The sequence below is a fragment of the Bradyrhizobium sp. UNPF46 genome, assembly GCF_006658625.1.
Lineage (GTDB): Bacteria > Pseudomonadota > Alphaproteobacteria > Rhizobiales > Xanthobacteraceae > Bradyrhizobium > Bradyrhizobium nitroreducens.
In genome coordinates this window covers 60,434-83,959 of record NZ_LFJB01000078.1, presented here as the reverse complement: position 1 = coordinate 83,959, position 23,526 = coordinate 60,434, and the positions used below count along the sequence as shown (strand labels likewise).

The window sequence follows — 23,526 nt, the reverse complement described above, 5'->3', positions numbered from 1 at the left end:
CGAAAGGCGCCGCGAGGAGGAGAACGCATGTCTGCGAGTCACAACCTCCGACTTCGTAGAGTGGGCAAAGCGCAGCGTGCCCACGCTCTCGTGCCCCGGACGCAGCGCAGCGGCCCTGGCGATGCGAAGCATCGTTCGGGCTGGTGCGCTGCAGAGCCGGGGCCCATGTCGCCGCATGCCGCGCCGCTTTTGGGTCCCGGCTCTGCGCAGCAGCGTAAGAACGCTGCAGCGCGTCCGGGACACGAGAGCAGCGACGTCCCCCACGAATGTGGCGAGATCGCATCGGTTCGACAAAAAAATCCCCTGTCGACGATGCTGCTTCGTACCTTGATGAATCAACCCGGGTTGGTCCATAAGCGGCGTCCCGTGGTCGGTGGTTCGCCCCCGTATTGCGTGCTTGGATAGAGGGATTCTCGCGTGGCAAATATCAACCAGAAAATTGCGCAGGAGCTCGGGGTACGGGCGGAGCAGGTCGAGGCGGCGGTGACGCTGCTCGACGGCGGCGCCACGGTTCCCTTCATCGCCCGCTACCGCAAGGAAGCGACCGGTGCGCTCGACGATGCGCAATTGCGCACCCTGGAGGAGCGCCTGGTCTACCTGCGCGAGCTCGAGGACCGCCGCAAGGCCATCCTCGAATCGGTCCGCGAGCAGGGCAAGCTCGATGCCGCGCTCGAGGCCTCGATCATGGCCGCCGACAGCAAGGCGCGCCTGGAAGACATCTATCTGCCGTTCAAGCCGAAGCGCCGCACCAAGGCGGAAGTCGCCAAGGAGGCCGGCCTCGAGCCGCTCGCCAATCAGCTGCTGGCCGAGCCCGGCAACGATCCGAAGGTGGTGGCGGAAAGCTTCATCAACGCCGAGAAGGGCGTCGCCGATGCCGCTGCTGCGCTCGACGGCGCCCGCGCCATCCTGGTCGAGCGCTTCGACGAGGACGCCGATTTGATCGGGAGCTTGCGCGAGGACGTGTGGAGCAATGCGCGCATGGCCTCCAAGGTGCGCGACGGCAAGAAGACCGAGGGCGAAAAATTCGCCGACTATTTCGACTTCTCCGAGCCGCTGACCAAGCTGCCCTCGCACCGCATCCTCGCGATGTTCCGCGGCGAGAAGGAGGAAATCCTCGATCTCCAGATCCAGGCGGAGGAAGCGCCGCCCGCCGGCGTGCCCGGCGCTTATGAATTGAAGATCATGAAGCGCTTCGGCATCGCCGACCTCAAGCGTCCCGGCGACCGCTGGCTGGTCGACACCGTGCGCTGGGCCTGGCGCACCAAGATCCAGGTGCATCTGAACATCGATCTGCGCATGCGGCTGTGGAATGCGGCCGAGACCGAGGCGGTGCGCGTGTTCGCCTCCAATTTGCGCGACCTCCTGCTGGCGGCGCCGGCCGGCACCCGCGTCACCATGGGGCTCGATCCCGGCTACCGCACCGGCGTCAAGGTCGCGGTGATCGACGCCACCGGCAAGGTGGTCGACACCACCGCGATCTATCCGCACGAGCCGCAGCGGCAGTGGAACGAGTCGCTCGCAACGCTCGGCCGGCTCGCGATGAAGCACAAGGTCGAGCTGATCGCGATCGGCAACGGCACCGCATCGCGCGAGACCGACAAGCTCGCGACCGAGCTGGTCAAGGGCCTGCCTGACCTGAAGATGTCGAAGATCGTGGTGTCCGAAGCCGGCGCGTCGGTTTATTCGGCCTCCGCCTTCGCCTCGGAAGAATTGCCGGGCCTCGACGTCACCCTGCGCGGCGCGGTCTCGATCGCGCGGCGGCTGCAGGATCCGCTTGCCGAGCTCGTCAAGATCGAGCCCAAGGCGATCGGCGTCGGCCAGTATCAGCACGATCTTGGCCAGGCCAAGCTCGCCAAATCGCTGGATGCCGTGGTCGAAGACTGCGTGAACGCGGTCGGCGTCGACGTCAACACCGCCTCCGCACCGCTGCTGGCACGCGTGTCGGGCGTCGGCTCGGGCCTGGCGCAGAGCATCGTCGCGCACCGCGACGCCAACGGCCCGTTCAAGTCGCGCAAGGCGCTGAAGGACGTGCCGCGCCTGGGGCCGAAGGCGTTCGAGCAGTGCGCGGGCTTTTTGCGCATCCTCGGCGGCGAGGATCCGCTCGACGCCTCCGGCGTGCATCCGGAAGCCTATCCGGTGGTGCGCCGCATCCTCGCGGCGACCAAGAGCGACATCAAGGCGTTGATCGGCTCCAGCGAGATCGTGCGCACCTTGAAGCCGAAGGATTTCGTCGACGAGACCTTCGGTCTGCCGACCGTCACCGACATCCTGAAGGAATTGGAAAAGCCCGGCCGCGACCCGCGTCCGGCGTTCAAGGCCGCGGTGTTCAAGGAAGGCGTCGAGGAGATCAAGCATCTCCAGAAAGGCATGATCCTCGAGGGCACCGTGACCAACGTCGCCGCCTTCGGTGCCTTCGTCGACATCGGCGTGCACCAGGACGGCCTCGTGCACATCTCGGCGATGTCCAGGAACTACATCAAGGACCCGCGCGAGGTGGTGAAGCCCGGCGACATCGTCAAGGTGAAGGTGCTGGACTTCGAGGTCGCCCGCAAGCGCATCTCGCTGACCCTGCGCCTCGATGACGAGGTCGGGCCTAAGAAGGACGCCCCCGGCATGCAGCGCGACAACAATCAGCGCAACCCGTCACGCATGACCTCGTCGGCGCCGCGCAAGCAGGAATCGTCGTCCGGCGGCGGCGGCGCGCTCGCCGAAGCCCTGCGCCGCGCGGCCGAGAAGAGCGGCGGGAAGCGGGTGTAGTCCTTCACCTCTTCCAGCAGAAGAGCGGGGGGCCTGATCAAACTCCACGTCATTGCGAGCGTAGCGAAGCCATCCAGAGATGCTTCCGCGGAGACAGTCTGGATTGCTTCGTCGCATCGGCGCAAAATTGCTTCGCAATTTTGTCGCGAGCTCCGCAATGACGGGGAGAGAATGCGGGCTCCCGCCTCCCTGACACCGTCGTCAGAATCTGGCGCCTTTGTCAGTTGAAGGGGCGGTCCTCTCATCCGATCCGCATCGCGCGGCGGGACGACTGCCGCGCGAGGAGGATGCTTCGATGAACAACAGGCTTCTCAGCAGAGCCGCTACACGCCGGGCAATGGCCTCGGCCTCAGCCTGGTTGCAGCGGTCGCGCAGCTCCATGGCGCGGAGATCGCGCTCGGCGACAACGCGCCGGGACTGACGGTGCAGCTGCGATTTCCGCCGCCCGCCATCTAGAGGTGCGCAGATGCCGATCCGCGTCCCCATATCGCGCGACTATTGAGCCACCTCAAGTTGGGCGATTGCCGGCTCGCCTAAGCTTCGGCCGCTATCCTCATCCGTCAGGCCGCGGTCGGGACGACGATCATGCAATCTGCGAGCTGGCGAGTTCGAGCCGTGTCCATCATCGCCGCGATGCTGCTGCTCGCATCGCCGGCGCGGGCGGGGTGCGACCTCGGAGATGTTGCCGGCTCTTTCTACGGCACGTTGAAGGCGACCTACGATTGCGAGTCGCTCTGCAAAGACAGCGAGACCAACTGCGACATCGCGATCGCGCTGGATCTGGCCCTTGCCGGGGTGGCCATTCAGAGCTCGGACACGGGCAAGGGACAAGACCTGGTCAATCAGTTTTGCGCACAGGCGACGGGCTCCGGCGACGTGATTGCGGACAAGCTGCAGGCGCTGTTCGGCAGCTCGATTCCGGCGGACATCTACAAGAAGCTGAAAGACAACAGCTCGGCTCAGAAGATCGCGAAATGCTCCTGCGAGACGGAGCAGAGCACCAATTCCATCGGTTTCGACCTCGGCGAGTGCATTCAGGATGCGCTGTGCGGCGGGCTGGGAATTGGCTGCAACTGCACGCGTCCGCCGCCGCAGATGGCTTATTGCGGGTCGGTCGACGTCAAGCATTGCCAACCCATGGGTCACTTCGACCAGATGAAGGATCCGGCCTGCACCCCGTACAGCTCGATCGCCAATTGTAACGCGAACTGGCAGAAGTGCGGATACGGGGACAACATCCCGACGGTCGCGAAAGTGGACACGCCGGAGGGAACACTGGCGATCTGGCTGCCGCCGACGCAGGAGGACACCGGCTGCGATCCGGTCCAATCCTGCTTCTGCCCCAAGCCGATGGTCCCGGCCTGGCATGAGGTGGCAAATCCAGGGACCGATGTGCATCGCTGGCTGTTCGCCTGCGATTGTCCGTACGAAGCGGACAATCCCGATCATCAGACCCATCCCGGAGCCTTGCTGCCGAGCGGCATCTCGCAGTGCATCTGCGACAACACCAACCAACCGGCAAATCTCGGCTTCGCGCCGTTCGGCATGTGCCCGCCGCCGGCATGTCCCGCAGGACAGACCCGCATGGGCCTGACCGGCGACTGCGTGACGCCGTGCTCCGACCCGAAGCAGGGCATGGCGTTCGACGGCAGCTGCTGCAATCCGGCGCAGATGACGACCTGCGGGCAATGCTGCCTGGTGGGGACGATACCCGATCCGAACAGCGGCACCTGCGTGCCGAAGCAAATCGTGAAGTGAGGTTGCAATCATGCCGTCTCGCCGACACAAGTCGATCTCAACCGTTGTCCGCGCGATGCGGCGGGCGTCCGCGCCCGCGTTTCGCAAAGTCGGCTTGAGAGCCTCGTCTGTGGTGTTCGCTATCGCCGCAATGATCCTGCTGGCGTCGCCGGCGCGGGCGGGGTGTAACCCCAGCGACATATTCAATGCCACCAAACAGTCGGTGAGCGGACTGTCGGATTGCGCCTCGGCCTGCGCGACGGGCGCCGGTTGCGCCGCGGCGGCCGCGGCGACCGGCATCCTCACCGAGATCGCCGCCTCGGCAGGACAAGGCGTGGTCAATTCGTTCTGCAGCCAGGTGCAGGGCAACGCTATCCAGATCCTCGGTTCGTTGCAGTCGGCGGGCGGGTCGTCGATCGGACAGAACTTGCTCGACAAATTTGCCGATGCGCTGACGGCTGTCGGTTCGCCCGCGACGGTCGTGCAATGCGCCTGCCAGACCGAGCAGGGAGTCGGCTCGTTGGGCTCCGATCTCGGGCAATGCATGGAGGATGTGCTGTGCTGGCTTCAGGGCGTACTCGGTGATTCCTGTGACTGCGAGCGGCCGCCGCCTGCCATCGTCAGTTGCCCGTCGATCGACGTCAAGAAGTGCCTGGAAGACCACGACTACTCGGGAGTCTGGAACCCGGCATGCATTCCCTCCGCCGGGATCGTCAACTGCAACCCGAACTGGCAGCAATGCGGATACGAGGGATACAGCCCGTCGGTTGCTAAGCTGCAGACCCCCGAGGGAACTCTTGCCGAGGCATTGCCCGCAACCGCCGAGGGCACTGGTTGCTACGGGGCCTCCTATTGCTTCTGTCCGGTGCCGATGAACCCTACCTGGCACCAAGTGCCAAATCCGGGTGGCGATCTTCCCCGGTTCATGTTCACGTGCGACTGCCCGTACGATCCGAACGACCCTGATCATCAAACGCATCCCGGCGCCCTGATGGCGAACGGGATCTCGTCGTGCCTGTGCAACAACACGAACCAGCCCGCAAATTTCGGCTTTGCGCCGTTTGGCATGTGTCCGCCAGCTGCGTGTCCCGCCGGACAGACCCGTCTCGGCCTGAACGGCGCCTGCGTGACCCCGTGCTCCGATCCTAGTCAGGGCATGGCGTTCGACGGCAGCTGCTGCAGTCCCGCCCAGATGAGCTCCTGTGGGCAATGTTGCCCGCCGAGCACCGTGCCGGACCCGAAGAGCGGCAGCTGTGTGCCGCGACCTCAGCAACCGAAATGAGGCGGCTCAACATCATGGATCCTTGTCGAAACCAGTCATTCGCAGCCGCCGCCCGCGCGATGCGGCACATCGCCGTCGCACTGAGCCTGGCTCTCGCACTTGGCGATCCAGCGTCGGCTCAGGCGCCCCGCGGGGTGTACGCGCCTGGCGAGGCGGCAGTCACCGGATTTTCCGGCGCCGTCCGCCCGTTCGAGATGGAGCCCGGCCAGGACGCTGACGCCCTGTCCTTCATCGATCCGGAAGGCCCTTCGCTGCGTGTCGTCGATCTCAGCCGCATGGGTGGCCCGCCGGAGGCGCAGCTCGTCGGCGCGCCAAAACCCCTCACGGTGAGCGCGAAGTGGATCGGGCAGGTGTTCGGCGTCGCGCTGGACGACCATTCGCCGGCCAACGTCTATGTCGCCGCGACGTCGGCCTACGGTCTTTCGATCGTCGCGCCGGGGCCCGACGGCAAGCCGAAGCGCGTCAGGACCGGCACCAAAGGGGCGACCTTCATGCCGGCGCAATGGGGCCCGAAAGGCGGTCCGGGATCGATCTGGAAGATCAATGGCCTCACTGGCGAAGTGACGCTGTTCGCGAACGTTGCGACCGGCAAGCAGGTCAATTCGGGGGCGGCGCTCGGCGGATTGACCTACGATCCCGCCACGAAATCGCTGTTCGTCGCCGACCGCGAGAGCGGACTCATTCATCGTTTCAGCCTGAACGGCATCCACCTCGGCGTCTTCGATCACGGCACAGCCGGCACCGCCGCCGTCGGGCTTGCGCCGGTGCCGACGAAAGCCGGGCCCGGCGTCGATCTTGCGAGCCCGCAATTCGACAGCGCACGGCCCGAGACCTGGGGCTACGCGGCGCCGGCGCGCCGGGTGTTCGGCCTCGCAGTGCGTGACCACCGCCTCTATTACGCCATCGCCGAGGAATTGCGCGTCTGGTCGGTCGACCTCAAGGCGGATGGCTCGTTCGGCGCGGATGTCAGGATCGAGGTTGCGGTGCCGCCTGCGGCCGGCCCCACCGAGATTTCCCGGATCACCTTCGACGACTCGGGACGGATGTATCTGGCCGAGCGGCCGGCGCCAACCGGCGCCCAGGATTTCGAGGCGTTGTCCGTGCCGTCGATCGGACGCGTGCTGCGCTACGCGACGATCGGCGTCACGGCGGCGAAGCTGCCGATCTGGCAGACCTTGCCAGATGAATATGCGGTCGGCTTCCCCGAAAAATTTCGCAACGACAATGGCGGCGTCGCGATCGGTTACGGCTACGACGGGCGCGGCGACATCAATCCCCGCTCCTGCGGAGGCTTCGTCTGGACGACCGGAGAACAGTTGCGCCACTCCACCGACTCCAAGCTCGCCGCCCAGCTCGGTCAGAGCGATATGGTTGCGATCGACGGGCTGCAGGGAAATCCGGCCTGGCGCATCCGCCGCGACGACGAGCCGCCGCGGATCAGCTATTTCATCGATTACGCCGACGCGCCGCCCGATCCGTCCGCGCGCGGACATCTGGGAGATATCGCCATCCTGCGTACGTGCTCGGAGCAGCCCGCGCAGCTCCCGCCGGGCATGCTCCGCATCGGCGCGCCGCTCCCCGCGCCGGGTTTTCGCGCCTGTCAGACGCATGTGTGCGGAACGCCGCGCGGACCGGTCTGTCCGGTCAATGAGGTCTGGAGCAATGGTGCCTGCGCGTCGGGCTGCGCGCCACTCGAAATCCTGATTAACGGCAAGTGCTGCTCGCCCAAAGACATGCAGCCCGGCGGTGCCTGCTCGAACGGCAAGCCTTCGACCGACATCAGCAAGCCGATGTGCGGGACGACCCAGACGGCGATCGGACCGAAGAACGAATGCTGCGAGAACAGCCAGATCTATTCCGGTTCGAATGGTGAGCAGCTCTGCTGTGCGAACGCCCTGGTCAACGGTGTGTGCCAGCCGTTCATTCCCAAGATTCCGGGCGGGATATGTCTCGACTGCTGTTCGCCGGGCTATGTGAAGATCGCCGGCAAATGTTGCTTGAAGAGCCAGGCGACCTCGAAAGGGGTTTGCTGCCCGGTCGGCCAGACCCCGAGTGCCGACGGAACGCAATGCCAGTCGACGTTCAAGATTCCGAAGATCTCGGTTTGCTGCGCGGGCGGCTACGTTCCGACGACAGCGGGCAAGTGCTGCGCGGCCGGAAACCTGACGACGAGCGGCGAGTGCTGTCCTGCCCCGGTCAATCCGAATGATCGCTCGCAATGTGTCGCTCAGAGCGGGAAGAAATCCACCCCGCAGCAACCCTGCGCGGCGGGCGAAACGCGCGACGACAAGGGCACCTGCGTGGCGCGCAAGCCGACGCCTGTACCGGGCACGCCCGCTCCCGTTCCCGTGCCGCGTCCTTCGAAGCCGAAGGCTCCTGGAGAACGTGTGCCTTCTATGGTTCGCCCGATGATCAGCTGTCCGCCCGGAACCGTCCCGGGGCCGCTGGGCAGGCGCTGCCTGCCGGTCGGACCTCGCCGGGTTGCGCCGCTCCAGCCTGGCCGTGTGGCGCCGCTTGTGCGGGAGCGAGGGCGCTAGGATTTTTTTTGAGAGGCAAGTGGAGGAACTCGACAATGCTTGCAATGATCGACAGGCCAAGGTTTGCGTTAGCCAGGCTCCGCGGAGGCGCGCTGGGCATATTCGTCGCCGCGGCAATCGCAGTGCCGGGCACCGCGCACGCGCAGATGCAACGCGCGGACGTCGACAACGCCATCCAGCAATATCTCGCTGCGCACCCGGAAGCCCTGGGGCCGGCGATCGAAAAATACCTGGCCGATCACCCGGAGGCGGTCCGCACTGCGCTGATGGCGCTCATTGCCAAGCGCAACGCTACCGCGCAGACCGCACCGATGCCTGCAGCGAGCAACGCCAAGCAGGTGATCAGCGACAACGCCAAGGCGCTGTACGCCGCGCCGCTGCAGACGACCCTCGGCGCCGCCGACGGCGCACGCACGGTGGTCGAGTTCTACGACTTCAACTGCGGCTACTGCCGCAAGGCCCTGGGCGACACGCTGGCGCTGATCGCCGACGAGCCGAACGTACGCATCGTGCTCAAGGAGCTCCCGATCCTGGGCCCTGACTCCGTCGAAGCCGCGAAAGTCGCGATCGCTTTGCAGATGCATCATCCCAGCGCCGCCGAATCGCTCGAGTTTCATCGCCGCCTGCTGGCGACGCAGGGACGGGTCGATCGAGCCGCGGCGCTCGCGGTCGCTGCCGATCTCGGCTTCAACGCCGGCGAGATCGAGAAGGATGCGGCCAGCGCCGAGGTGAGCGAGGCCCTGCAGCTGAATATGCGCCTCGCTTCAGCGCTCGGCATCAACGGCACGCCCGGTTACGTCGTCGGCGACAGCGTGATCCCCGGCGCGGTCGGCGCCGCAGCCCTGAAAGCGCGCATCCCGACCGCGCCGTGATCATGTGAGCGCGCGCTGATCCTACAGCTCGATCACGCCGCGCCGCGCCGCATGCGCCACCGCATCGGTGCGGCCGGTGGCATCGAGCTTGTCGAGCAGCGAGCCGACATGGAATTTGACGGTGTGCACGGAGATGCCGAGGCGGCGCGCGATCATCTTGTTGGAGGCACCCTCGGCCATCAGCGCCAGCACGTCGAGCTCGCGCTGCGTCAGCGCGATGTCGTCGGGCATGACACGCGGGTCTCGGCCAACGATCACCGCCGAAGCCTGCTCGCCGGGCGCGGCCAGGCGAAGCCCGGCGACACCGCCGAGCAGCATCGCCAGGCGATCGGCGAGGGCGGGATCGTCGATCTCCAGAGCCAGCACGATCTCGTGCGTCTTGTCCTCGCTCACGCCTCCGGCCTCTCGCCGACCGTGACCTTGAAGCTGACGGGCTCGCCGCCGCGTCGCGCCGCGACATCGACCACCGCGCCGACGCTTGTCGGACCCAGCGTTCGCGACAGCGCGCGTACGCCGGAGAGCTTCTGGTCGTTGACCGCGACGATCACGTCGCCCTGGCGGATGCCGGCCGCGGCCGAGGGGCCGGCCTTGTCGACGTTCATCACCATCGCGCCGATGCCGTCGTCGAGCCGAACCGGCTGCAGCCCGAGGCCGAGATAGCCGCGCGCGATGCGGCCGCGCGTCTCGAGCTGGGCTGCGACGCGCTCGATCGTCGCCGTCGGGATCACCAGCACGCGCCGCGGGCCGAGCACGGCCATGCCGAACGCTTGCCCCGATGCATCGAGCGCGAGGCCGCCCTGCTGGGCGGGACGCAGGCGCACGTCGAGCTCGATCCGCGCATCGATCTCGCCGCCGCGCAAGGAGCGCCAGCCATTGCCGGAGGCCGACACCATTCCCAGCGCCGCGCTCGGCGTCTCGCGGTTGGTGGCGACCACGATCGACAATGCACCCAGCGGCGGGACGGTTGCGGCGAGCTTGACCGGAGCCGTCGCGACGTCGGCGCGCAGCAGCGCGATATCGGTGGTGTGGTCGCGGCCCACGATCGTGGCGGCGACCCTGCTGCCGTCGGCGAGGTCGATCCCGACTTCGCCCTCGTCGGCCAGCGCCTCGTCGGCGGTGACGATCAGGCCGCTCTTCCAGGCAAAGCCGGTCGCGCGGGAGCGGTGCGAGTGCACGGAGACGACGGAGGGCGCGGCGCGCGCCGCCACATCCGAGAAGGCGGACGACAATGAGGACAGGGCGGTAAGGTCGGTCATGGCAAGCTCCTGTAGATCATCCCCAATCTGGGATGTCGCGGGCGATTGCGAAACTGGCCGGGTGGCCAGGACAAGGCGGCTCGTTCAGACCACGGCCGACGAACATGTGATTGGGAGCGCCTCACGGGAACGTGTAGCAGTTCCGAAATTCCACCCCATGGCCCCAAGAATTGCGAGTTCTCATGACCATCGACCTCACCCGCCGCACCCTGCTCCAGCTCGCCGGCGCCACCTCGCTCGCGATGGCGGCCGCAGCTGCGGCGCGGGCCGAGGGCGCGCCGCAGGGTAGCGGGCCGACCTATGCCAGCCGTACCCCGATGCGGATCGGCATGGTGACGCTGCGGGTGAAGAACCTCGACAGGGTCGCCGACTATTACCGCGACGTGATCGGGCTCACCGTGATGGAACGCTCGGGTATCGCGGCGAAGCTCGGCACGTCAGGCGTCACGCTGCTGGTGCTGGAGGCGCGGCCCGATGCGGCCATCGAGCCGCGCAGCGCTGCCGGTCTCTACCACACCGCCTTCCTGATGCCGACCCGCAAGGATCTGGCGCGCTGGCTGGTTCACGCCGCCTCGCATCGCGTCAAGCTGTCGGGCTTTGCCGATCACCTCGTCAGCGAGTCCGTCTATCTCGATGACCCCGAAGGCAACGGCATCGAGGTCTATGCCGACCGCGATCCCGCGCAATGGCAATGGAGCGAGGGCAGCGTGAAGATGGCGACCGACGAGCTCAACATCCCCGACCTGCTGTCGCTGACCAATACGCGCGTGCCCGATTATGCCGGGGCGCCGGAGGGCCTGCGCATCGGCCATATGCATCTGCGGGTCGGCGATCTCGCGCAGGCCGGAAATTTCTATCATGGCGCGATCGGTCTCGATCCCACCCGCAGCCGCAACGGCGCGGCGTTCCTGTCGTCGGGCCGCTATCACCATCACCTCGGCATGAACGTCTGGCAGAGCGAGGGCGCGGGCCTGCGCGACGATCAGACGACCGGCCTTGCCTGGTTCTCGCTGGTGACGGAGAAGCCGGACATTCTCGCCGCCCAGGAGCAGCGCCTGCGCAAGGGCGGCGCGAAAGTCTCGGCGCTGGCGGATGGGCTGGAGGCGATCGATCCCTGGGGGACGCGGGTGCGGCTGCTCAAAGCCTGAACGAGCGGCCTGTTTCAGCCTGCAGCACGTTCGACGACGACGTCCTGGTCCGACCAGGTCCAGCGTCCGCCTCCACTGCGCTTTGCGACGTAGAGGGCGCGGTCGACACGATCCAGCAGCTGCGAGGCCTTGGCTGCGGTTACCGGGCCGGTGCTGACGAGAATGCCGGCGCTCGCCGCGATGCGGACCGGAATGTCCGCCAGCAGGAACGGCATCGAGAGATCGCGAATGGCCTGACGCGCCAGCGCGAGCGCTTCCTCGCGGCCGTCGTCACCTGCCGCAACCGGCTTGAGCATCAGAAACTCGTCGCCGCCGAAGCGTGCGGCGATGCCGGCGCTGCCGACGCAGAACGACAGCCGCTCCGCGACCTGACGCAGCAGATCGTCGCCGGCTTGATGGCCGTGACGGTCGTTGACCGGCTTGAAGCCGTCGAGATCGATTGCGACGATGGCGAAGTCGTCCTGTGTCTCCGCCAGCGCCTGGAAGAACGCGGCGCGATTCGGCAGTCCCGTGAGGAAGTCGTGGGTGGCCTGCCGCGCCAGCCGGTGCTTGGCTTCGAGGCGCTCCACGAAGGCGGCGCTGAGATGCCTGGAGGCCTCGCGCAGGGTCAGCCAGAAGAACACCAGCATGATCGCGCCGATCTTGTAGGCGAATTCGGGCCGCAGCAGGCCGCCGACGATGGTCGGCATCAGCAGCACGGCGGCCGTGTTGAGGATGATCCACGGACGGATCGCCGCGCGCGAAACCATGCCGACGCAGAACGACATCGAGAGCCCGAACGCGATCCAGGCGCCGGGATCGTCGTCGATCTCGAGCGCGCGATAGGAGAGCATGCCGAGGGCGAGCCCAAAGGCGGATGCGCCGGCCCCGTAGAGCCGCTCCCAGCGGATCACGTCAGCATCGGAGAATTGCGCCGCGCGCGACCGGTAGCGGAACAGGGAATAGATGCGGGCCGCGGCCGTGATGAAGATGAAGACCGAGATCACGACATAGCCGATATCGCCGCTCATGACGGCGAGCGCCACCGCACCCGTCACCGAGGTGACGCCGATGGCTGAAACCTGCGGCAGCGACGTGTACAGGAGATCGACGAGCTCGCGCCGGATGCGCGGATCGGGATGCAGATACCTGGACAGCAATGTGAGAGGCATGCCGGCACCATCGCCGCCACTCCCTAACATTGGGTAGGAGAGGGGCGTGGCATGATGGCCGGCGTGCAACGTCCTTAAGAAGTGGTCAATGCACGCGCTTGCTGGCAATTTTGTTGCGTGTTAGCAGCAATGCCGGGTGGGCGACGCCGGCTTGTCGGTGTGCTCCCGGCCTTCCTCATTGGACTCCGACATGGCCGAATTTCACGGTGTGTTTCCCTATCTGGTGTCACCCGTCGATGCCGACGGCACCGTGCGCACCAAAATCCTCGGCAAACTCTGCGACGATCTGATCGGAGCCGGCGTGCATGGGCTGACGCCGCTCGGCTCGACCGGCGAATTCGCCTATCTCAATGCTGCGCAACGGGCAGCTGTCGTACAGACCACGATCGAGGCCGCAAGTGGCCGCGTGCCCGTGATCGCGGGCGTCGCCTCGACCTCGACGGCGGATGCGGTGGCACAGGCGAGGGCGTATCAGACGCTCGGTGCCAACGGCATCCTGGCGATCCTTGAAGCGTATTTTCCGCTCGCCGACGCGCAGGTCGAATCCTACTTCCGCGCCATTGCGGATGCCGTCGACATTCCCGTCGTCATCTACACCAATCCGCAATTCCAGCGCTCCGATCTCACCCTCGACGTCATCGCGCGCCTCGCCGAGCATCCGCGCATCGGCTACATCAAGGACGCCTCGACCAATACCGGCCGTCTGCTCTCGATCATGAATCGCTGCGGGGATTCCTTGCGCGTATTCTCCGCCTCCGCCCACATCCCGGCCGCGGTGATGCTGATCGGCGGCCTCGGCTGGATGGCGGGCCCGGCCTGCATCATCCCGCGCCAGAGCGTCGCGCTCTACGACCTCTGCAAGGCCGGCCGCTGGGACGAGGCCATGGCGCTGCAGCGCAGGCTGTGGCGCATCAACGAAGCCTTCGCCCGCTTCAACCTCGCCGCCTGCATCAAGGCGGGACTTGCGATCCAGGGCTACGACGTCGGCGACCCCGTCCCGCCGCAGGCCCCGCTGACGGCCGAGGCGCGCAAGGTGGTGGAGGCGGCGCTAAGGGAGCTGGGTTAAGCCCCTATCCCCGTTGTCATGGCCGGGCATGACCCGGCCATCCACGTCTTAAGCACGGAAGCAAGAACGTGGATGCTCGGGACAAGCCCGGGCATGACGAATCCACGGTCCCGCCGCCCAAAACCGCGGCTGGTCTCGCATGCCTCGATCCGCTAAAAGGCTGCCGCATTTCAAGAGACTTCGAGGATCCCACGGAATGAACATTCTTCCCGGCAATTTGCGTTTCGGAGCGGGGCAGCCCGTCAAGCGTTTGGAAGACCAGCGGCTGCTGACCGGGAAGGGGCAATTCATCGACGACAAGCCGGCCGACGGCGCGCTGTGGTTGTACGTGCTGCGCTCGCCGCACGCCCACGCCAGGATCAGCTCGATCGACACCAGCGCCGCGGCTGCGATGCCTGGAGTCGTCGCGATCTACACCGGGGTCGACCTCGTCAAGGACGACATCGGCAGCATCCCGACGCTGAGCATCTTCAAGCGCCCCGACGGCAAGCCGATGACCGTGCCGCCGCGCCGCCTGCTCGCCCATGAGGTCGTGCGCTATGCCGGCGAGGCCGTGGCGGCTGTCGTGGCTGCCTCGCGCGTGGAGGCGCAGAGCGCGGCCGAGGCAATCGTTGTCGAATACGACGTGCAGCCCGCGGTGGTCGATCCGGTCGAGGCCGTTAAGCCCGGCGCGCCCGTGGTCTGGCCGGAGGCGCCCGACAACATCGTCGGCGCGATGGCTTATGGCGACGCTGCCAAGGTGGACGAAGCCTTTGCCAAGGCCGCCCACACCGTCGAGCTCGATCTCGTCAGCCAGCGGCTCGTTCCTTCCGCGATGGAGCCGCGTTCGACCATCGCCGAGATCGACAAGAAGACCGGCCGTCTGCTGCTGCACGTGCAGTCGCAGACGCCGGCCTCGACCCGCGACGTGCTGGCGGAAGCCGTGCTGAAGCGTCCCAAGGACAGCGTCCGCGTGCTGGTCGGCGACATCGGCGGCGGCTTCGGCCAGAAGACCAACCTTTATCCCGAGGACGGCATCGTCGCCTATGCCGCGACCAAGCTGAGCAAGAAGATCCGCTGGCGCGGCGATCGCACCGACGAGTTCGTTGGCGGCACCCATGGCCGCGACCTCACCTCGACGGCCGCCTTCGCGCTCGACGAGAAGGGCAAGGTGCTGGCCTATCGCGTCAGGTCGATCGGCTGCACCGGCGCCTATTCTTCGGGCGCGGCGAACATCATTCCGCTGGTGCTCGGGCCGTTCGTGCAGACCGGCGTCTACGATCTGCCGCTGGTGCATTTCGAGGTGAAGTCGGTGATGACCCACACCGCGCCGGTCGGCGCCTATCGCGGCGCGGGTCGCCCGGAGGCGGTGTTCATCGTCGAGCGTCTGTTTGACGCTGCTGCCCGAAAAATCGGCATGGATCCGCGCGCCATCCGCAAAGCCAATTACATCAAGCCGGCGCAGCTGCCCTACACCAACGCCGCCGGCCAGGTCTACGATTCCGGCGCCTTCGCGCATATGCTCGACCGCGCCGTGAAGCTCGCAGACTGGGACGGCTTTGCCGCGCGCAAGAAGGCCGCGAAGAAGAAAGGTCTGCTCTACGGTCGCGGACTCACCTCCTACATCGAATGGACCGGCGGCCGCGCCCACACCGAGAAGGTCAGCCTGCACGCGACCTCGCAAGGCCGCGTCGTGCTGCATTCCGGCACCATGGCGATGGGGCAGGGGCTGCAGACGACGTACACCCAGATGATCTCCGACACGCTGGGCATCCCCATGGACAAGATCGACGTCGTCCAGGGCGACACCGATCTCGCCATGGGCTTCGGCAGCGTCGGCTCACGCTCGCTGTTCGTCGGCGGCACGGCGGTCGCGGTCTCCTCCAACGACCTGATCCAGAAGGCGCGCGAGAAGGCGGCCAACGTGCTGGAGACTTCGGTCGAGGACATCGAGTATCAGGGCGGCATGCTCACCGTGGTCGGCACCGACCGCCGCATCAGCCTGTTCGATCTCGCCGAGAAGGAAGGCGGCGCCAAGCTCAGCGTCGATTCCGAAGGCGAGGTGGACGGTCCGAGCTGGCCGAACGGCACGCATATCTGCGAGGTCGAGATCGATCCGGAGACCGGCGTTTCCAAGGTCGTGCGCTACACCACGGTCGACGACGTCGGCGTCGCCGTGAACCCGATGCTGGTCACCGGCCAGATCCACGGCGGCGTCGCGCAGGGCATCGGCCAGGCGCTGTATGAGGGCGTGTCATACGACGCCGACGGCCAGCTGCTGACCGCGAGCTACCAGGACTATTGCATCCCCCGCGCCGACGACGTGCCGCCGATCGTGGTGACGCTGGATGATTCCGCGCCCTGCCGCACCAATCCGCTCGGCGCCAAAGGCTGCGGCGAATCCGGCGCCATCGGCGGCCCTCCTTGCGTCACCAACGGCGTGATGGACGCGCTCGCCGAGCTCGGCATCACCCAGCTCAACACGCCGCTGACGCCGCAGAAGATCTGGCAGGCGATCCGCGACGCGAAGGCGGGTTAACGCTCATTATTACGCTGGCTGGGACGACAAACTCCGCTGTCGTCCCGGACCAGCGCGCCCCAAAATCATTGCTGCGGAGTATGGGTCCCGGATCTGCGCTTACGCTTGTCCGGGACGACAGCGGAGTGCGGGCTACCGGAGTCAAATCCCCAGCATCATCTTCGCGATGATATCGCGCTGGATCTCCGAGGTGCCGCCGAAGATGGTGTAGGCGCGGCCGTTGAGATATTCCGGCACCACCGTCAGCATCTCCTCAGGCGTCGCCGGCTCGTGGTTGAGCTTGTAGAGCGGGCGCATCGGCTCGACGGCGAGCGCGTCGTGGCCGATCACGTCGACACCTAAGCGCGTCACGGCCTGGCGGATTTCGCTGTTGCGCAGCTTCAGGATCGACGACACCGCGCCGGGATTTTGACCCGTTTGCAGCGCCGAGAGCACGCGCAGCTCGGTCATCTCCAGCGCGTCGATGTCGATCTCGACCTCGGAGATGCGCGCGGCGATATCGGGACTATCGATGGCGCGGCCCGTCAGATCGGACTCGGCGAGATCGGAGATCGCCTTCAAGCCCTCGCGGAGCTTGGCCGAGGCGATGCCGGAGCCGCGCTCGAACTCGAGCAGATATTTGCCGTAGGTCCAGCCCTTGCCCTCCTCGCCGACCCGGTTGGCGACGGGTACGCGGACGTCGTCGAAGAACACCTGGTTGACCTCGTGGTCGCCGCCGATGGTGAGGATCGGGCGCGTCGTGATGCCCGGCGTCTTCATGTCGATCAGGATGAAGCTGATGCCGTCCTGCTGCCGCGGCCCGTCGCTGGTGCGCACCAGTGCGAACATGCGGTTGGCGTGGTGGGCATGCGTGGTCCAGATCTTGGTGCCGTTGATGATATAGTCGTCGCCCTCGCGCACCGCGCGCGTCTTCAGCGAGGAGAGATCGGAGCCGGAGCCCGGCTCGGAATAGCCCTGGCACCAATAGTCCTCGCCGGAGAGAATCCGCGGCAGGTAGAAGTTTTTCTGCTCGGGACTGCCGAAGCCGATGATGACGGGCCCGACCATCTTCACGCCCATCACGTTGACATTGGGCACGCCGGCCCGCGCGCATTCGGTCTCGAAGATCCAGCGCTGCGCCGGCGTCCAGGCCGGGCCGCCGTATTCGACCGGCCAGCCCGGCGCGCCCCAGCCGTTGGCGTGCAGCGCGCGCTGCCAGGCCATGCCGATGTCGGGGTCGGAGAACACCGATGGCGTCAGCGCAGTCGCGCGCTTCATCTCCTCGGTGAGATTCCGGGCGATGAAGCTGCGCACCTCACTCTGGAAGGCACGCTCCTCGGCATTGAATGACAGATCCATGAGGCTCTCCCGGTGTCAGGCTCTGCGGCCAAGCTCGGCGTGGCGGGCATAGTGATGCGCGCTGCCGCCGAACAGCGTGTCGAAGGCGACGAGGCGCTTGAAATAGGCGCCGACCTCGAGCTCCTCGGTGACGCCCATGCCGCCATGGAGCTGGATCGACTGCTCGCCGACGAAGCGGGCGCATTTGCCGATCTTGGCTTTCGCGCCCGACGCGGCCCGGGCCCGCTCGGTCGGCGGGCTGTCCACCTTGAGCGCCGCCCGCAGCGCCATCGAGCGCGCCTCATCGACCTGCATCGCCATGTCGGCGAGGCGGTGGCGGATCACCTGGTTGGCGGAGAGCGGCCGGCCGAACTGCCTTCGGATCTTGGTGTAGTCGAGCGTGGTCTCCAGCAGCGTCTGCATGATGCCGACGGCTTCCGCGCCTAATGCGGCCATGGTGCGGTCGACGGCCCATTCGATCGCGGGCAGCGCGTCATGGCCGTCGCCGAGCAGCGCGTCTTCGGGCAGATGCACGTCGGCCAGCTCGAGGTTGCAGGCGCGCCCGCCGCCGAGGCGCGCGTAGTCCGACATCGCAAGGCCGTCCGCCGTCGCTGGCAGAACGAACAGACCGATCCGCCCTGATGGACCGTGATGGTCGTGGATGAGCGCGGAGACGATGATCTCGTCAGCAGCGTGGCCGTCGAGCACCGCAATTTTGCTGCCGGAAAGACGCCAGCCTTGCGCGGTTTTGGTCGCTGACGTCGCGACCTTGGCGAGATCGAACCGCGCTGCGCGCTCGGAATGCGCGAAGGCGAGCTTCAGGGACCCGTCCGCTACTTTGGGCAGGCTTGCCTGCTTCTGCTCGGTCGTGCCGCATCTGGCGATCAGCCCGGCTCCCAGCACCACGGTCGCGACATAGGGCTCGGACACCAGTCCGCGGCCGAAGGCTTCCATCAGGATGCCGATGTCGATCGCGCCGCCGCCGAGCCCGTCGAACTCCTCAGGGATAGGCAGCGCCAGCCAGCCGAGCTCGGCGAACTGCTTCCACACCGCAGGGCTGAAGCCCAGCGGATCGTTCGCCATCTTGCGGCGGTGATCGGCATCGTAGCTGCCGGCCACGAAACGCTCCGCGCTCTCGCGCAGCAGCTTCTGCTCGTCACTGAGATTGAGGTCCATGGTTCTACTCCGCGGCCGCCGGCGGCTTGCGCACGGAGGGATGCAGGCCGGATGGATCGACGATCATGCCGAACTCCTGAAGATTATGGGCGTGACAGAGCTGATGCAGCGCAAAGGCCTGGTCGATCGCGGCGGGCTGGCCCATCACGTCGACCGAGCGGTTCACCGCCTCCTTGGTCATCTTCAGCGCGAAGGACGGCTTTGCCGCGATTCGTCGCGCCAGCTCCAGCACGCGCGATGATAGTTCCGCGCGCGGCACGACCTGATTGACCATGCCCAGCCGGTGCGCCTCCTCGGCGCTCCAGTTGTCGGCGGTGAACAGGAACTCCTTGGCCTTGCGCGGGCCGAGCTCCCAGGGATGCACGAACCATTCGACGCCGCAGACGCCCATGGCGACGACGGGGTCGCAGAACTGCGCGTCGTCGCTGGCGACGATCAGGTCGCAGGCCCAGGCCAGCATCAGCCCGCCGGCGATGCACTTGCCGTGGATTTCGGCGATCGTCGGCTTGGCGAGATTGCGCCAGCGCCGCGTGATCTGGAGATAGATTTCCTGCTCGCGCGCGAAGCGGCCATGGGCATTCGGTTCGGCGAAACCGCCCCAATGTCCGATCGGCGGAAAATCGACGCCGGCGGCGTTCTTGCCGCCGGGACGCAGGTCATGGCCGGAGGAGAAATGCGGGCCGTTGCCGGCGAGGATGATCACCTTGACCGCATCGTCCTGCACCGCCGCATCGAAGGCAGCGTTGAGGTCGTAGGTCATCTGCAGGTTCTGCGCATTCCGCGCCTCGGGCCGGTTCATCACGATCCGGGTGATCGCGGGCTCGGGCCGTTCCACGAGGATGGTCTCGAACGAGGTCATCGCGTTTCCCCCTGGCATTCCGTCTTATTGTTTCGCCAAGTTGACTATGTCGGTCAGGGATAGGCAAGAGGCTTGCGTCAGTCGGCTGCTTTTCGCGCCTTGAGAGCGATGCAAGACGTCTGGCGTCTTGCGGGTCCGATCTGGTAGTTTGTGCCGGATTCCACCGGGAGAAATTTAATGCGCAAGATCCTGACCGTGCTGGCGGCGCTGGCCTCGCTGAGCCTCACCAATTGCGGCTACAACGCGATCCAGAGCGAGGACGAGCAGATCAAGGCGAACTGGTCCGAGGTCGTGAACCAGTATCAGCGCCGCGCCGACCTCGTGCCCAATCTCGTCAATTCGGTGAAGGGCTTTGCCCAGCAGGAGAAGGACGTGCTGCTCGGCGTCACCAATGCCCGCGCCAAGGTCGGCAGCATCCAGGCGACGCCCGAGGTGTTGAACGATCCGGCCGCCTTCCAGAAGTTCCAGGCCGCCCAGGGCGAGCTCTCCAGCGCGCTGTCGCGGCTGCTGGTGGTGACCGAAAACTATCCGCAGCTCAAGTCGGACGCCCTGTTCAAGGATCTGATGTCGCAGCTCGAGGGCACCGAGAACCGCATCACGGTAGCGCGCAACCGCTACATCAAGTCGGTGCAGGACTACAACGTCACCATCCGCTCGTTCCCGAGCAATCTCACCGCGATGGTGTTCGGCTACAAGGAGAAGCCGAACTTCTCGGTGGCGAACGAGAAGGAGATCTCGACCGCGCCGAAGGTCGATTTCAATCCGGCGCCTGCGCCGTCGAAGTAAGTGCACGTCATTTCGCGAATGCGCTTCGCCCCACCCACGACTGTCATTCCCCGCGAAAGCGGGGAATCCAGTACGCCGCGGCTTCTCCGTATCCCGCTGGCGCCTCTGGAATACTGGATCGCCCGGTCAAGCCGGGCAATGACACCGAGTGTGTGGTGCGCGGTCATCGTTGCAACGCTCCTCCTCGCCTTTGCCTTCCCCGCCTCCGCCGACGTCGCCGTGCCCCAGCTCACCGGCCGCGTCGTCGATCAGACCGGCACGCTCTCCAGCAGCGACATTGCGTCGCTGTCGCAGAAGCTGCGTGACTTCGAGACGCGCAAGGGCAGCCAGATCGCCGTGCTGATCGTGCCGACCACGCAGCCGGAGACGATCGAGCAATTCTCGATCCGTGTCGCGGAGGCCTGGAAGATCGGCCGCAGGAAGATCGACGACGGCGCGATCCTCGTCGTCGCCAAGAACGACCGGCATTTGCGCATCGAGGTCGGCTACGGCCTCGAAGGCGCGCTCACCGACGTCACTTCGCGGCGGATCATCGACGAAATCATCACGCCGAAATTCAGGAGCGGCGATTTCGCCGGCGGCATCTCGGACGGCGTCGATCGTATCATCAAGGTGATCGACGGCGAGCCGCTGCCGGTTCCCTCTCCAACCGTGAACTTCGGCAGTCTCGACGATCTCGCACCGCTCTTCATCGTCACGCTGTTCGTCTCGGTGGGCATCGGCGGCGCCTTCCGCGCCATGCTGGGACGGCTGCTCGGATCGCTGGTGACCGGGGGCATCATTGCGACGCTGACCTGGTTCATCCTCGGATCGTTCGGACTTGCCCTCGCGCTGGGTGGTCTCGGCTTCGTCATCGGATTCGTCGCCGACCTGTTTTCGGCGATCACGCCGGGTACCGGCCGCTCGCGCGGCGGCTCCTGGTCGAGCGGCTCTTCCTCGGGCGGCTGGAGCAGCGGATCGTCGAGCAGCAGTGACAGCGGCAGCTTCAGCGGCGGTGGCGGCAGTTTTGGCGGCGGCGGCGCCTCGGGGAGCTGGTAGCGGTCATGAGCATCAAGCGCATTGCCAGACATCTCGTGCAGCATCATTGGCGGGCGAAGCAGATTTTTACGCCCGCCGTGCTCGCCCGCATCGAGCAGGCGATCAAGCGCGGCGAGGCCATTCATTCGGGCCAGGTCCGCTTCGTCGTCGAAGGCGCGCTCGACGGCGCGCCGCTGTTCCGCAACCAGCCGGCCCGCGAGCGCGCGCTCGACGTGTTCGCGCAACTGCGCATCTGGGATACCGCGCACAATAACGGCGTCCTGATCTATCTGCTGCTCGCCGACCGCGACGTCGAGATCGTCGCCGATCGCGGCATTCACGCCAAGGTCGGTGCCGGGGGCTGGGAGCGCATCTGCCGCGCGATGGAGACGGAGTTCAGGTCCGGCCAGTTCGAGCGCGGCGTGATCGACGGCATCGAAGCGGTGTCGGGCGAACTGGCGCGGCATTTTCCGCCGGCCGCATCGCATCCGAACGAGCTGCCGGATACGCCGGTCGTGATGTGAACGGAGCGCGCTTCGCGCCCTCCGTCATTGCGAGGAGGGACTCTGGATTGTTTCGTCGCGCGCAATGACGCTGTTGGATCAGCGAGCCTAACTCTCTCACCGTCACCCTGAGGTGGCCGCTTCTTCAGCGGCCCTCGAAGGGCGACGGCCCGGCTGGAGCAACTCGGCCGTTCATGCTTCGAGGCTCCCGGCGTGCTGCTACGCACCGCGCCGCTCGCACCTCAGCATGACGGGTTGACGGGCGCGCCGTGTGTCAGGCATTCCGCCGCCGTTCATCTTGCCCCGGTTACAAATTGTTTCACGCCCGCCACACCGGTTCCATCTTCCCGGCTCAATTCAGCCCCTGATGACTTCCTAAAATTTCGGTAAGCGGGTCCGTAGGTAAGGATTTCGCAAGCAATGAAAGTTACCAAAAGGTCAACCCAGACTGGAGTATTTGAGCCGTGAGCGAACCAATGCCCGAGCAGGCTGCCCAGGACACCGGCGTCGTCGAAGCTGCTGCGACCGCGCCGCAGGCCGTCGAGGCCGCTGGGATCGAGGCTCCCTCGATTGCGCCGGACCATGAGGCGCCGCCCAAACCTGATCCGGTCAAGCCTGACCCGATCAAGGTCGAGCCGCCAAAAATCGAAGCATCCCGGATCGAGGTGCCGAAGCTCGAAGCCAAAGCCGAAACCAAGCCCGAGCCGAAGCCCGGCAAGCTGATCGTCATGGCGTCCTCGGACCGCTCTTGGGACCGCGAGGATTTTTCCCCGCATGTGAAGGCGGAAGAGCCGCGCGAGACCGGCAAGCGCCGCCTGTCGGCGATGGCCGCGGTGGTGGCGATCGCGGCGAGCGTCGGCGCGATCAGCGGCGCGCTCGCAACGGCCGGCATGATGCATTTCGCAAGTCCGGCCCAGGCGCCGGTGCAGGTCGCCGACACCAGCGCGCTCGATGCTTCGGTTGCCCGGATCGATGCCGACCTCGTCGCGCTCAAGGCCAATGTCGAGCACAGCGCGAAGACCGGCATCAATCAGTTCAACCGGGCCAATGATCGTCTCGACAAGCTCGAGAAGGCACAGGCCGAGCCGATGGCCAGGATCGCAAAGCTGTCCGAGACCGTCGACAAGCTCCGCGCCGCGCCGCCCGCCGCTCCCGCGCAGGCCGCCGCAGCAGCGCCGGCAAAGGAGACCACCGGCTCGATTGCACCTGCCCAGCAGGTTGCGACCGCTGCCGCGGCACCGGCCCCAGTGGCCGCCGCCCCCAAGACCGAGGTCGGCCGTATGCCGACGATCGAAGGCTGGCGGCTGCGCAATGCCGCCAATGGCGGTGCGCTGATCGAGGGCCGAGACGGCCTCTACGAGGTCTATCCCGGCGATCCCATCCCCGGCGTCGGCCGTGTCGACGCGATCCGCCGCCAGGATGGCCGCTGGGTCGTCGTCACCAGCAAGGGGCTGATCGTCTCGCGCTGAGCGGCTGAGATACGACTTTCGAAAGGCGCTTCACCACCATGTGAAGCGCCTTTCTGCTTGAATAGGCCGGCCACC

At 66.3% G+C, this 23,526-nt stretch carries 18 protein-coding genes and 1 pseudogene; 13 read left to right on the top strand and 6 right to left on the bottom strand.

The window, feature by feature from the left end; all coding sequences use genetic code 11:
• Nucleotides 1-417 precede the first annotated feature (417 nt).
• The 6 genes and pseudogenes from UNPF46_RS28350 to UNPF46_RS28330 all read left to right on the top strand — a co-directional run bounded on the left by UNPF46_RS28350 (nt 418) and on the right by UNPF46_RS28330 (nt 9,185).
• On the top strand, nt 418-2,757 hold the full coding sequence (locus UNPF46_RS28350) for a Tex family protein (protein ID WP_142252195.1): 2,340 nt from the start codon (nt 418-420) through the stop codon (nt 2,755-2,757).
• 312 nt (nt 2,758-3,069) lie between these two features.
• Nucleotides 3,070-3,213 (top strand): annotated as a pseudogene (locus UNPF46_RS38365) (ATP-binding protein); the annotation flags it as partial.
• Nucleotides 3,214-3,372: 159 nt separating this feature from the next.
• Entirely contained in the window at nt 3,373-4,515 is a 1,143-nt protein-coding gene (locus UNPF46_RS28340) for a hypothetical protein (protein ID WP_100178055.1), read from the top strand.
• Nucleotides 4,516-4,624: 109 nt separating this feature from the next.
• Nucleotides 4,625-5,776, top strand: coding sequence for a hypothetical protein (locus UNPF46_RS28335; RefSeq protein ID WP_142252194.1), 1,152 nt, complete (start codon nt 4,625-4,627; stop codon nt 5,774-5,776).
• A 134-nt stretch (nt 5,777-5,910) separates the two neighbouring features.
• Nucleotides 5,911-8,313: a hypothetical protein gene (locus tag UNPF46_RS37735; RefSeq protein WP_181770155.1), complete on the top strand. Its 2,403-nt coding sequence runs from the start codon at nt 5,911-5,913 to the stop codon at nt 8,311-8,313.
• A gap of 44 nt (nt 8,314-8,357) precedes the next feature.
• Nucleotides 8,358-9,185: a DsbA family protein gene (locus tag UNPF46_RS28330; RefSeq protein ID WP_181770154.1), complete on the top strand. Its 828-nt coding sequence runs from the start codon at nt 8,358-8,360 to the stop codon at nt 9,183-9,185.
• Nucleotides 9,186-9,206: 21 nt separating this feature from the next.
• Here the strand turns inward: UNPF46_RS28330 and UNPF46_RS28325 are convergent, their stop codons facing one another.
• Both UNPF46_RS28325 and UNPF46_RS28320 read right to left on the bottom strand, forming a co-directional pair.
• Nucleotides 9,207-9,578: a response regulator transcription factor gene (locus tag UNPF46_RS28325; RefSeq protein ID WP_100178059.1), complete on the bottom strand. Its 372-nt coding sequence runs from the start codon at nt 9,576-9,578 to the stop codon at nt 9,207-9,209.
• On the bottom strand, nt 9,575-10,441 hold the full coding sequence (locus tag UNPF46_RS28320) for a S1C family serine protease (RefSeq protein ID WP_142252192.1): 867 nt from the start codon (nt 10,439-10,441) through the stop codon (nt 9,575-9,577). Before UNPF46_RS28320 ends, UNPF46_RS28325 begins: the two co-directional genes overlap by 4 nt.
• Before the next feature lie 182 nt (nt 10,442-10,623).
• On the opposite strand from UNPF46_RS28320, the gene UNPF46_RS28315 reads away from it, so the two are divergent.
• Nucleotides 10,624-11,589, top strand: coding sequence for a VOC family protein (locus UNPF46_RS28315; protein ID WP_142252191.1), 966 nt, complete (start codon nt 10,624-10,626; stop codon nt 11,587-11,589).
• A gap of 14 nt (nt 11,590-11,603) precedes the next feature.
• On the opposite strand, the gene UNPF46_RS28310 is transcribed toward UNPF46_RS28315, so the two are convergent.
• Nucleotides 11,604-12,740, bottom strand: a complete 1,137-nt coding sequence (locus UNPF46_RS28310) for a GGDEF domain-containing protein (RefSeq protein WP_142252190.1) — start codon at nt 12,738-12,740, stop codon at nt 11,604-11,606.
• Between the two features lie 190 nt (nt 12,741-12,930).
• On the opposite strand from UNPF46_RS28310, the gene UNPF46_RS28305 reads away from it, so the two are divergent.
• Nucleotides 12,931-13,806 carry a dihydrodipicolinate synthase family protein gene (locus UNPF46_RS28305; protein ID WP_142252189.1) on the top strand — a complete coding sequence of 292 codons (876 nt, stop codon included), beginning with the start codon at nt 12,931-12,933 and terminating at the stop codon, nt 13,804-13,806.
• 196 nt (nt 13,807-14,002) lie between these two features.
• Entirely contained in the window at nt 14,003-16,324 is a 2,322-nt protein-coding gene (locus tag UNPF46_RS28295; RefSeq protein WP_142252188.1) for a xanthine dehydrogenase family protein molybdopterin-binding subunit, read from the top strand.
• Nucleotides 16,325-16,465: 141 nt separating this feature from the next.
• Here the strand turns inward: UNPF46_RS28295 and UNPF46_RS28290 are convergent, their stop codons facing one another.
• The 3 genes from UNPF46_RS28290 to UNPF46_RS28280 are packed head-to-tail and all read right to left on the bottom strand — an operon-like array spanning nt 16,466 to nt 19,676.
• Nucleotides 16,466-17,662, bottom strand: a complete 1,197-nt coding sequence (locus tag UNPF46_RS28290; RefSeq protein WP_142252187.1) for an acyl-CoA dehydrogenase family protein — start codon at nt 17,660-17,662, stop codon at nt 16,466-16,468.
• Between the two features lie 15 nt (nt 17,663-17,677).
• Entirely contained in the window at nt 17,678-18,817 is a 1,140-nt protein-coding gene (locus UNPF46_RS28285; protein WP_142252186.1) for an acyl-CoA dehydrogenase family protein, read from the bottom strand.
• Between the two features lie 4 nt (nt 18,818-18,821).
• Complete coding sequence (locus UNPF46_RS28280) at nt 18,822-19,676, bottom strand: enoyl-CoA hydratase (RefSeq protein ID WP_142252185.1); 855 nt, start codon at nt 19,674-19,676, stop codon at nt 18,822-18,824.
• Nucleotides 19,677-19,853: 177 nt separating this feature from the next.
• Between UNPF46_RS28280 and UNPF46_RS28275 the strand changes: the two genes are divergently transcribed.
• The 4 genes from UNPF46_RS28275 to UNPF46_RS28255 all read left to right on the top strand — a co-directional run bounded on the left by UNPF46_RS28275 (nt 19,854) and on the right by UNPF46_RS28255 (nt 23,451).
• On the top strand, nt 19,854-20,462 hold the full coding sequence (locus tag UNPF46_RS28275) for a LemA family protein (protein ID WP_100178068.1): 609 nt from the start codon (nt 19,854-19,856) through the stop codon (nt 20,460-20,462).
• Nucleotides 20,463-20,600: 138 nt separating this feature from the next.
• Complete coding sequence (locus tag UNPF46_RS28265; RefSeq protein ID WP_181770153.1) at nt 20,601-21,500, top strand: TPM domain-containing protein; 900 nt, start codon at nt 20,601-20,603, stop codon at nt 21,498-21,500.
• Between the two features lie 5 nt (nt 21,501-21,505).
• Nucleotides 21,506-22,003, top strand: a complete 498-nt coding sequence (locus tag UNPF46_RS28260; protein WP_142252183.1) for a TPM domain-containing protein — start codon at nt 21,506-21,508, stop codon at nt 22,001-22,003.
• 455 nt (nt 22,004-22,458) lie between these two features.
• The gene (locus tag UNPF46_RS28255) at nt 22,459-23,451 is read left to right on the top strand and encodes a hypothetical protein (protein ID WP_181770157.1); all 993 of its coding nucleotides are present in this window, start codon (nt 22,459-22,461) and stop codon (nt 23,449-23,451) included.
• The last annotated feature ends 75 nt before the right edge of the window (nt 23,452-23,526 follow it).

What these genes read in the sequence shown, in the direction of transcription:
- UNPF46_RS28265 (WP_181770153.1), top strand. Translation starts at nt 20,601, where the DNA reads ATGACACCGAGTGTGTGGTGCGCGGTCATCGTTGCAACGCTCCTCCTC.
- UNPF46_RS28275 (WP_100178068.1), top strand. Translation starts at nt 19,854, where the DNA reads ATGCGCAAGATCCTGACCGTGCTGGCGGCGCTGGCCTCGCTGAGCCTC.
- UNPF46_RS28260 (WP_142252183.1), top strand. Translation starts at nt 21,506, where the DNA reads ATGAGCATCAAGCGCATTGCCAGACATCTCGTGCAGCATCATTGGCGG.
- UNPF46_RS28315 (WP_142252191.1), top strand. Translation starts at nt 10,624, where the DNA reads ATGACCATCGACCTCACCCGCCGCACCCTGCTCCAGCTCGCCGGCGCC.
- UNPF46_RS28330 (WP_181770154.1), top strand. Translation starts at nt 8,358, where the DNA reads ATGATCGACAGGCCAAGGTTTGCGTTAGCCAGGCTCCGCGGAGGCGCG.
- UNPF46_RS28320 (WP_142252192.1), bottom strand. Translation starts at nt 10,441, where the DNA reads ATGACCGACCTTACCGCCCTGTCCTCATTGTCGTCCGCCTTCTCGGAT.
- UNPF46_RS28295 (WP_142252188.1), top strand. Translation starts at nt 14,003, where the DNA reads ATGAACATTCTTCCCGGCAATTTGCGTTTCGGAGCGGGGCAGCCCGTC.
- UNPF46_RS28255 (WP_181770157.1), top strand. Translation starts at nt 22,459, where the DNA reads ATGCCCGAGCAGGCTGCCCAGGACACCGGCGTCGTCGAAGCTGCTGCG.
- UNPF46_RS28285 (WP_142252186.1), bottom strand. Translation starts at nt 18,817, where the DNA reads ATGGACCTCAATCTCAGTGACGAGCAGAAGCTGCTGCGCGAGAGCGCG.
- UNPF46_RS28280 (WP_142252185.1), bottom strand. Translation starts at nt 19,676, where the DNA reads ATGACCTCGTTCGAGACCATCCTCGTGGAACGGCCCGAGCCCGCGATC.
- UNPF46_RS28310 (WP_142252190.1), bottom strand. Translation starts at nt 12,740, where the DNA reads ATGCCTCTCACATTGCTGTCCAGGTATCTGCATCCCGATCCGCGCATC.
- UNPF46_RS28290 (WP_142252187.1), bottom strand. Translation starts at nt 17,662, where the DNA reads ATGGATCTGTCATTCAATGCCGAGGAGCGTGCCTTCCAGAGTGAGGTG.
- UNPF46_RS28305 (WP_142252189.1), top strand. Translation starts at nt 12,931, where the DNA reads ATGGCCGAATTTCACGGTGTGTTTCCCTATCTGGTGTCACCCGTCGAT.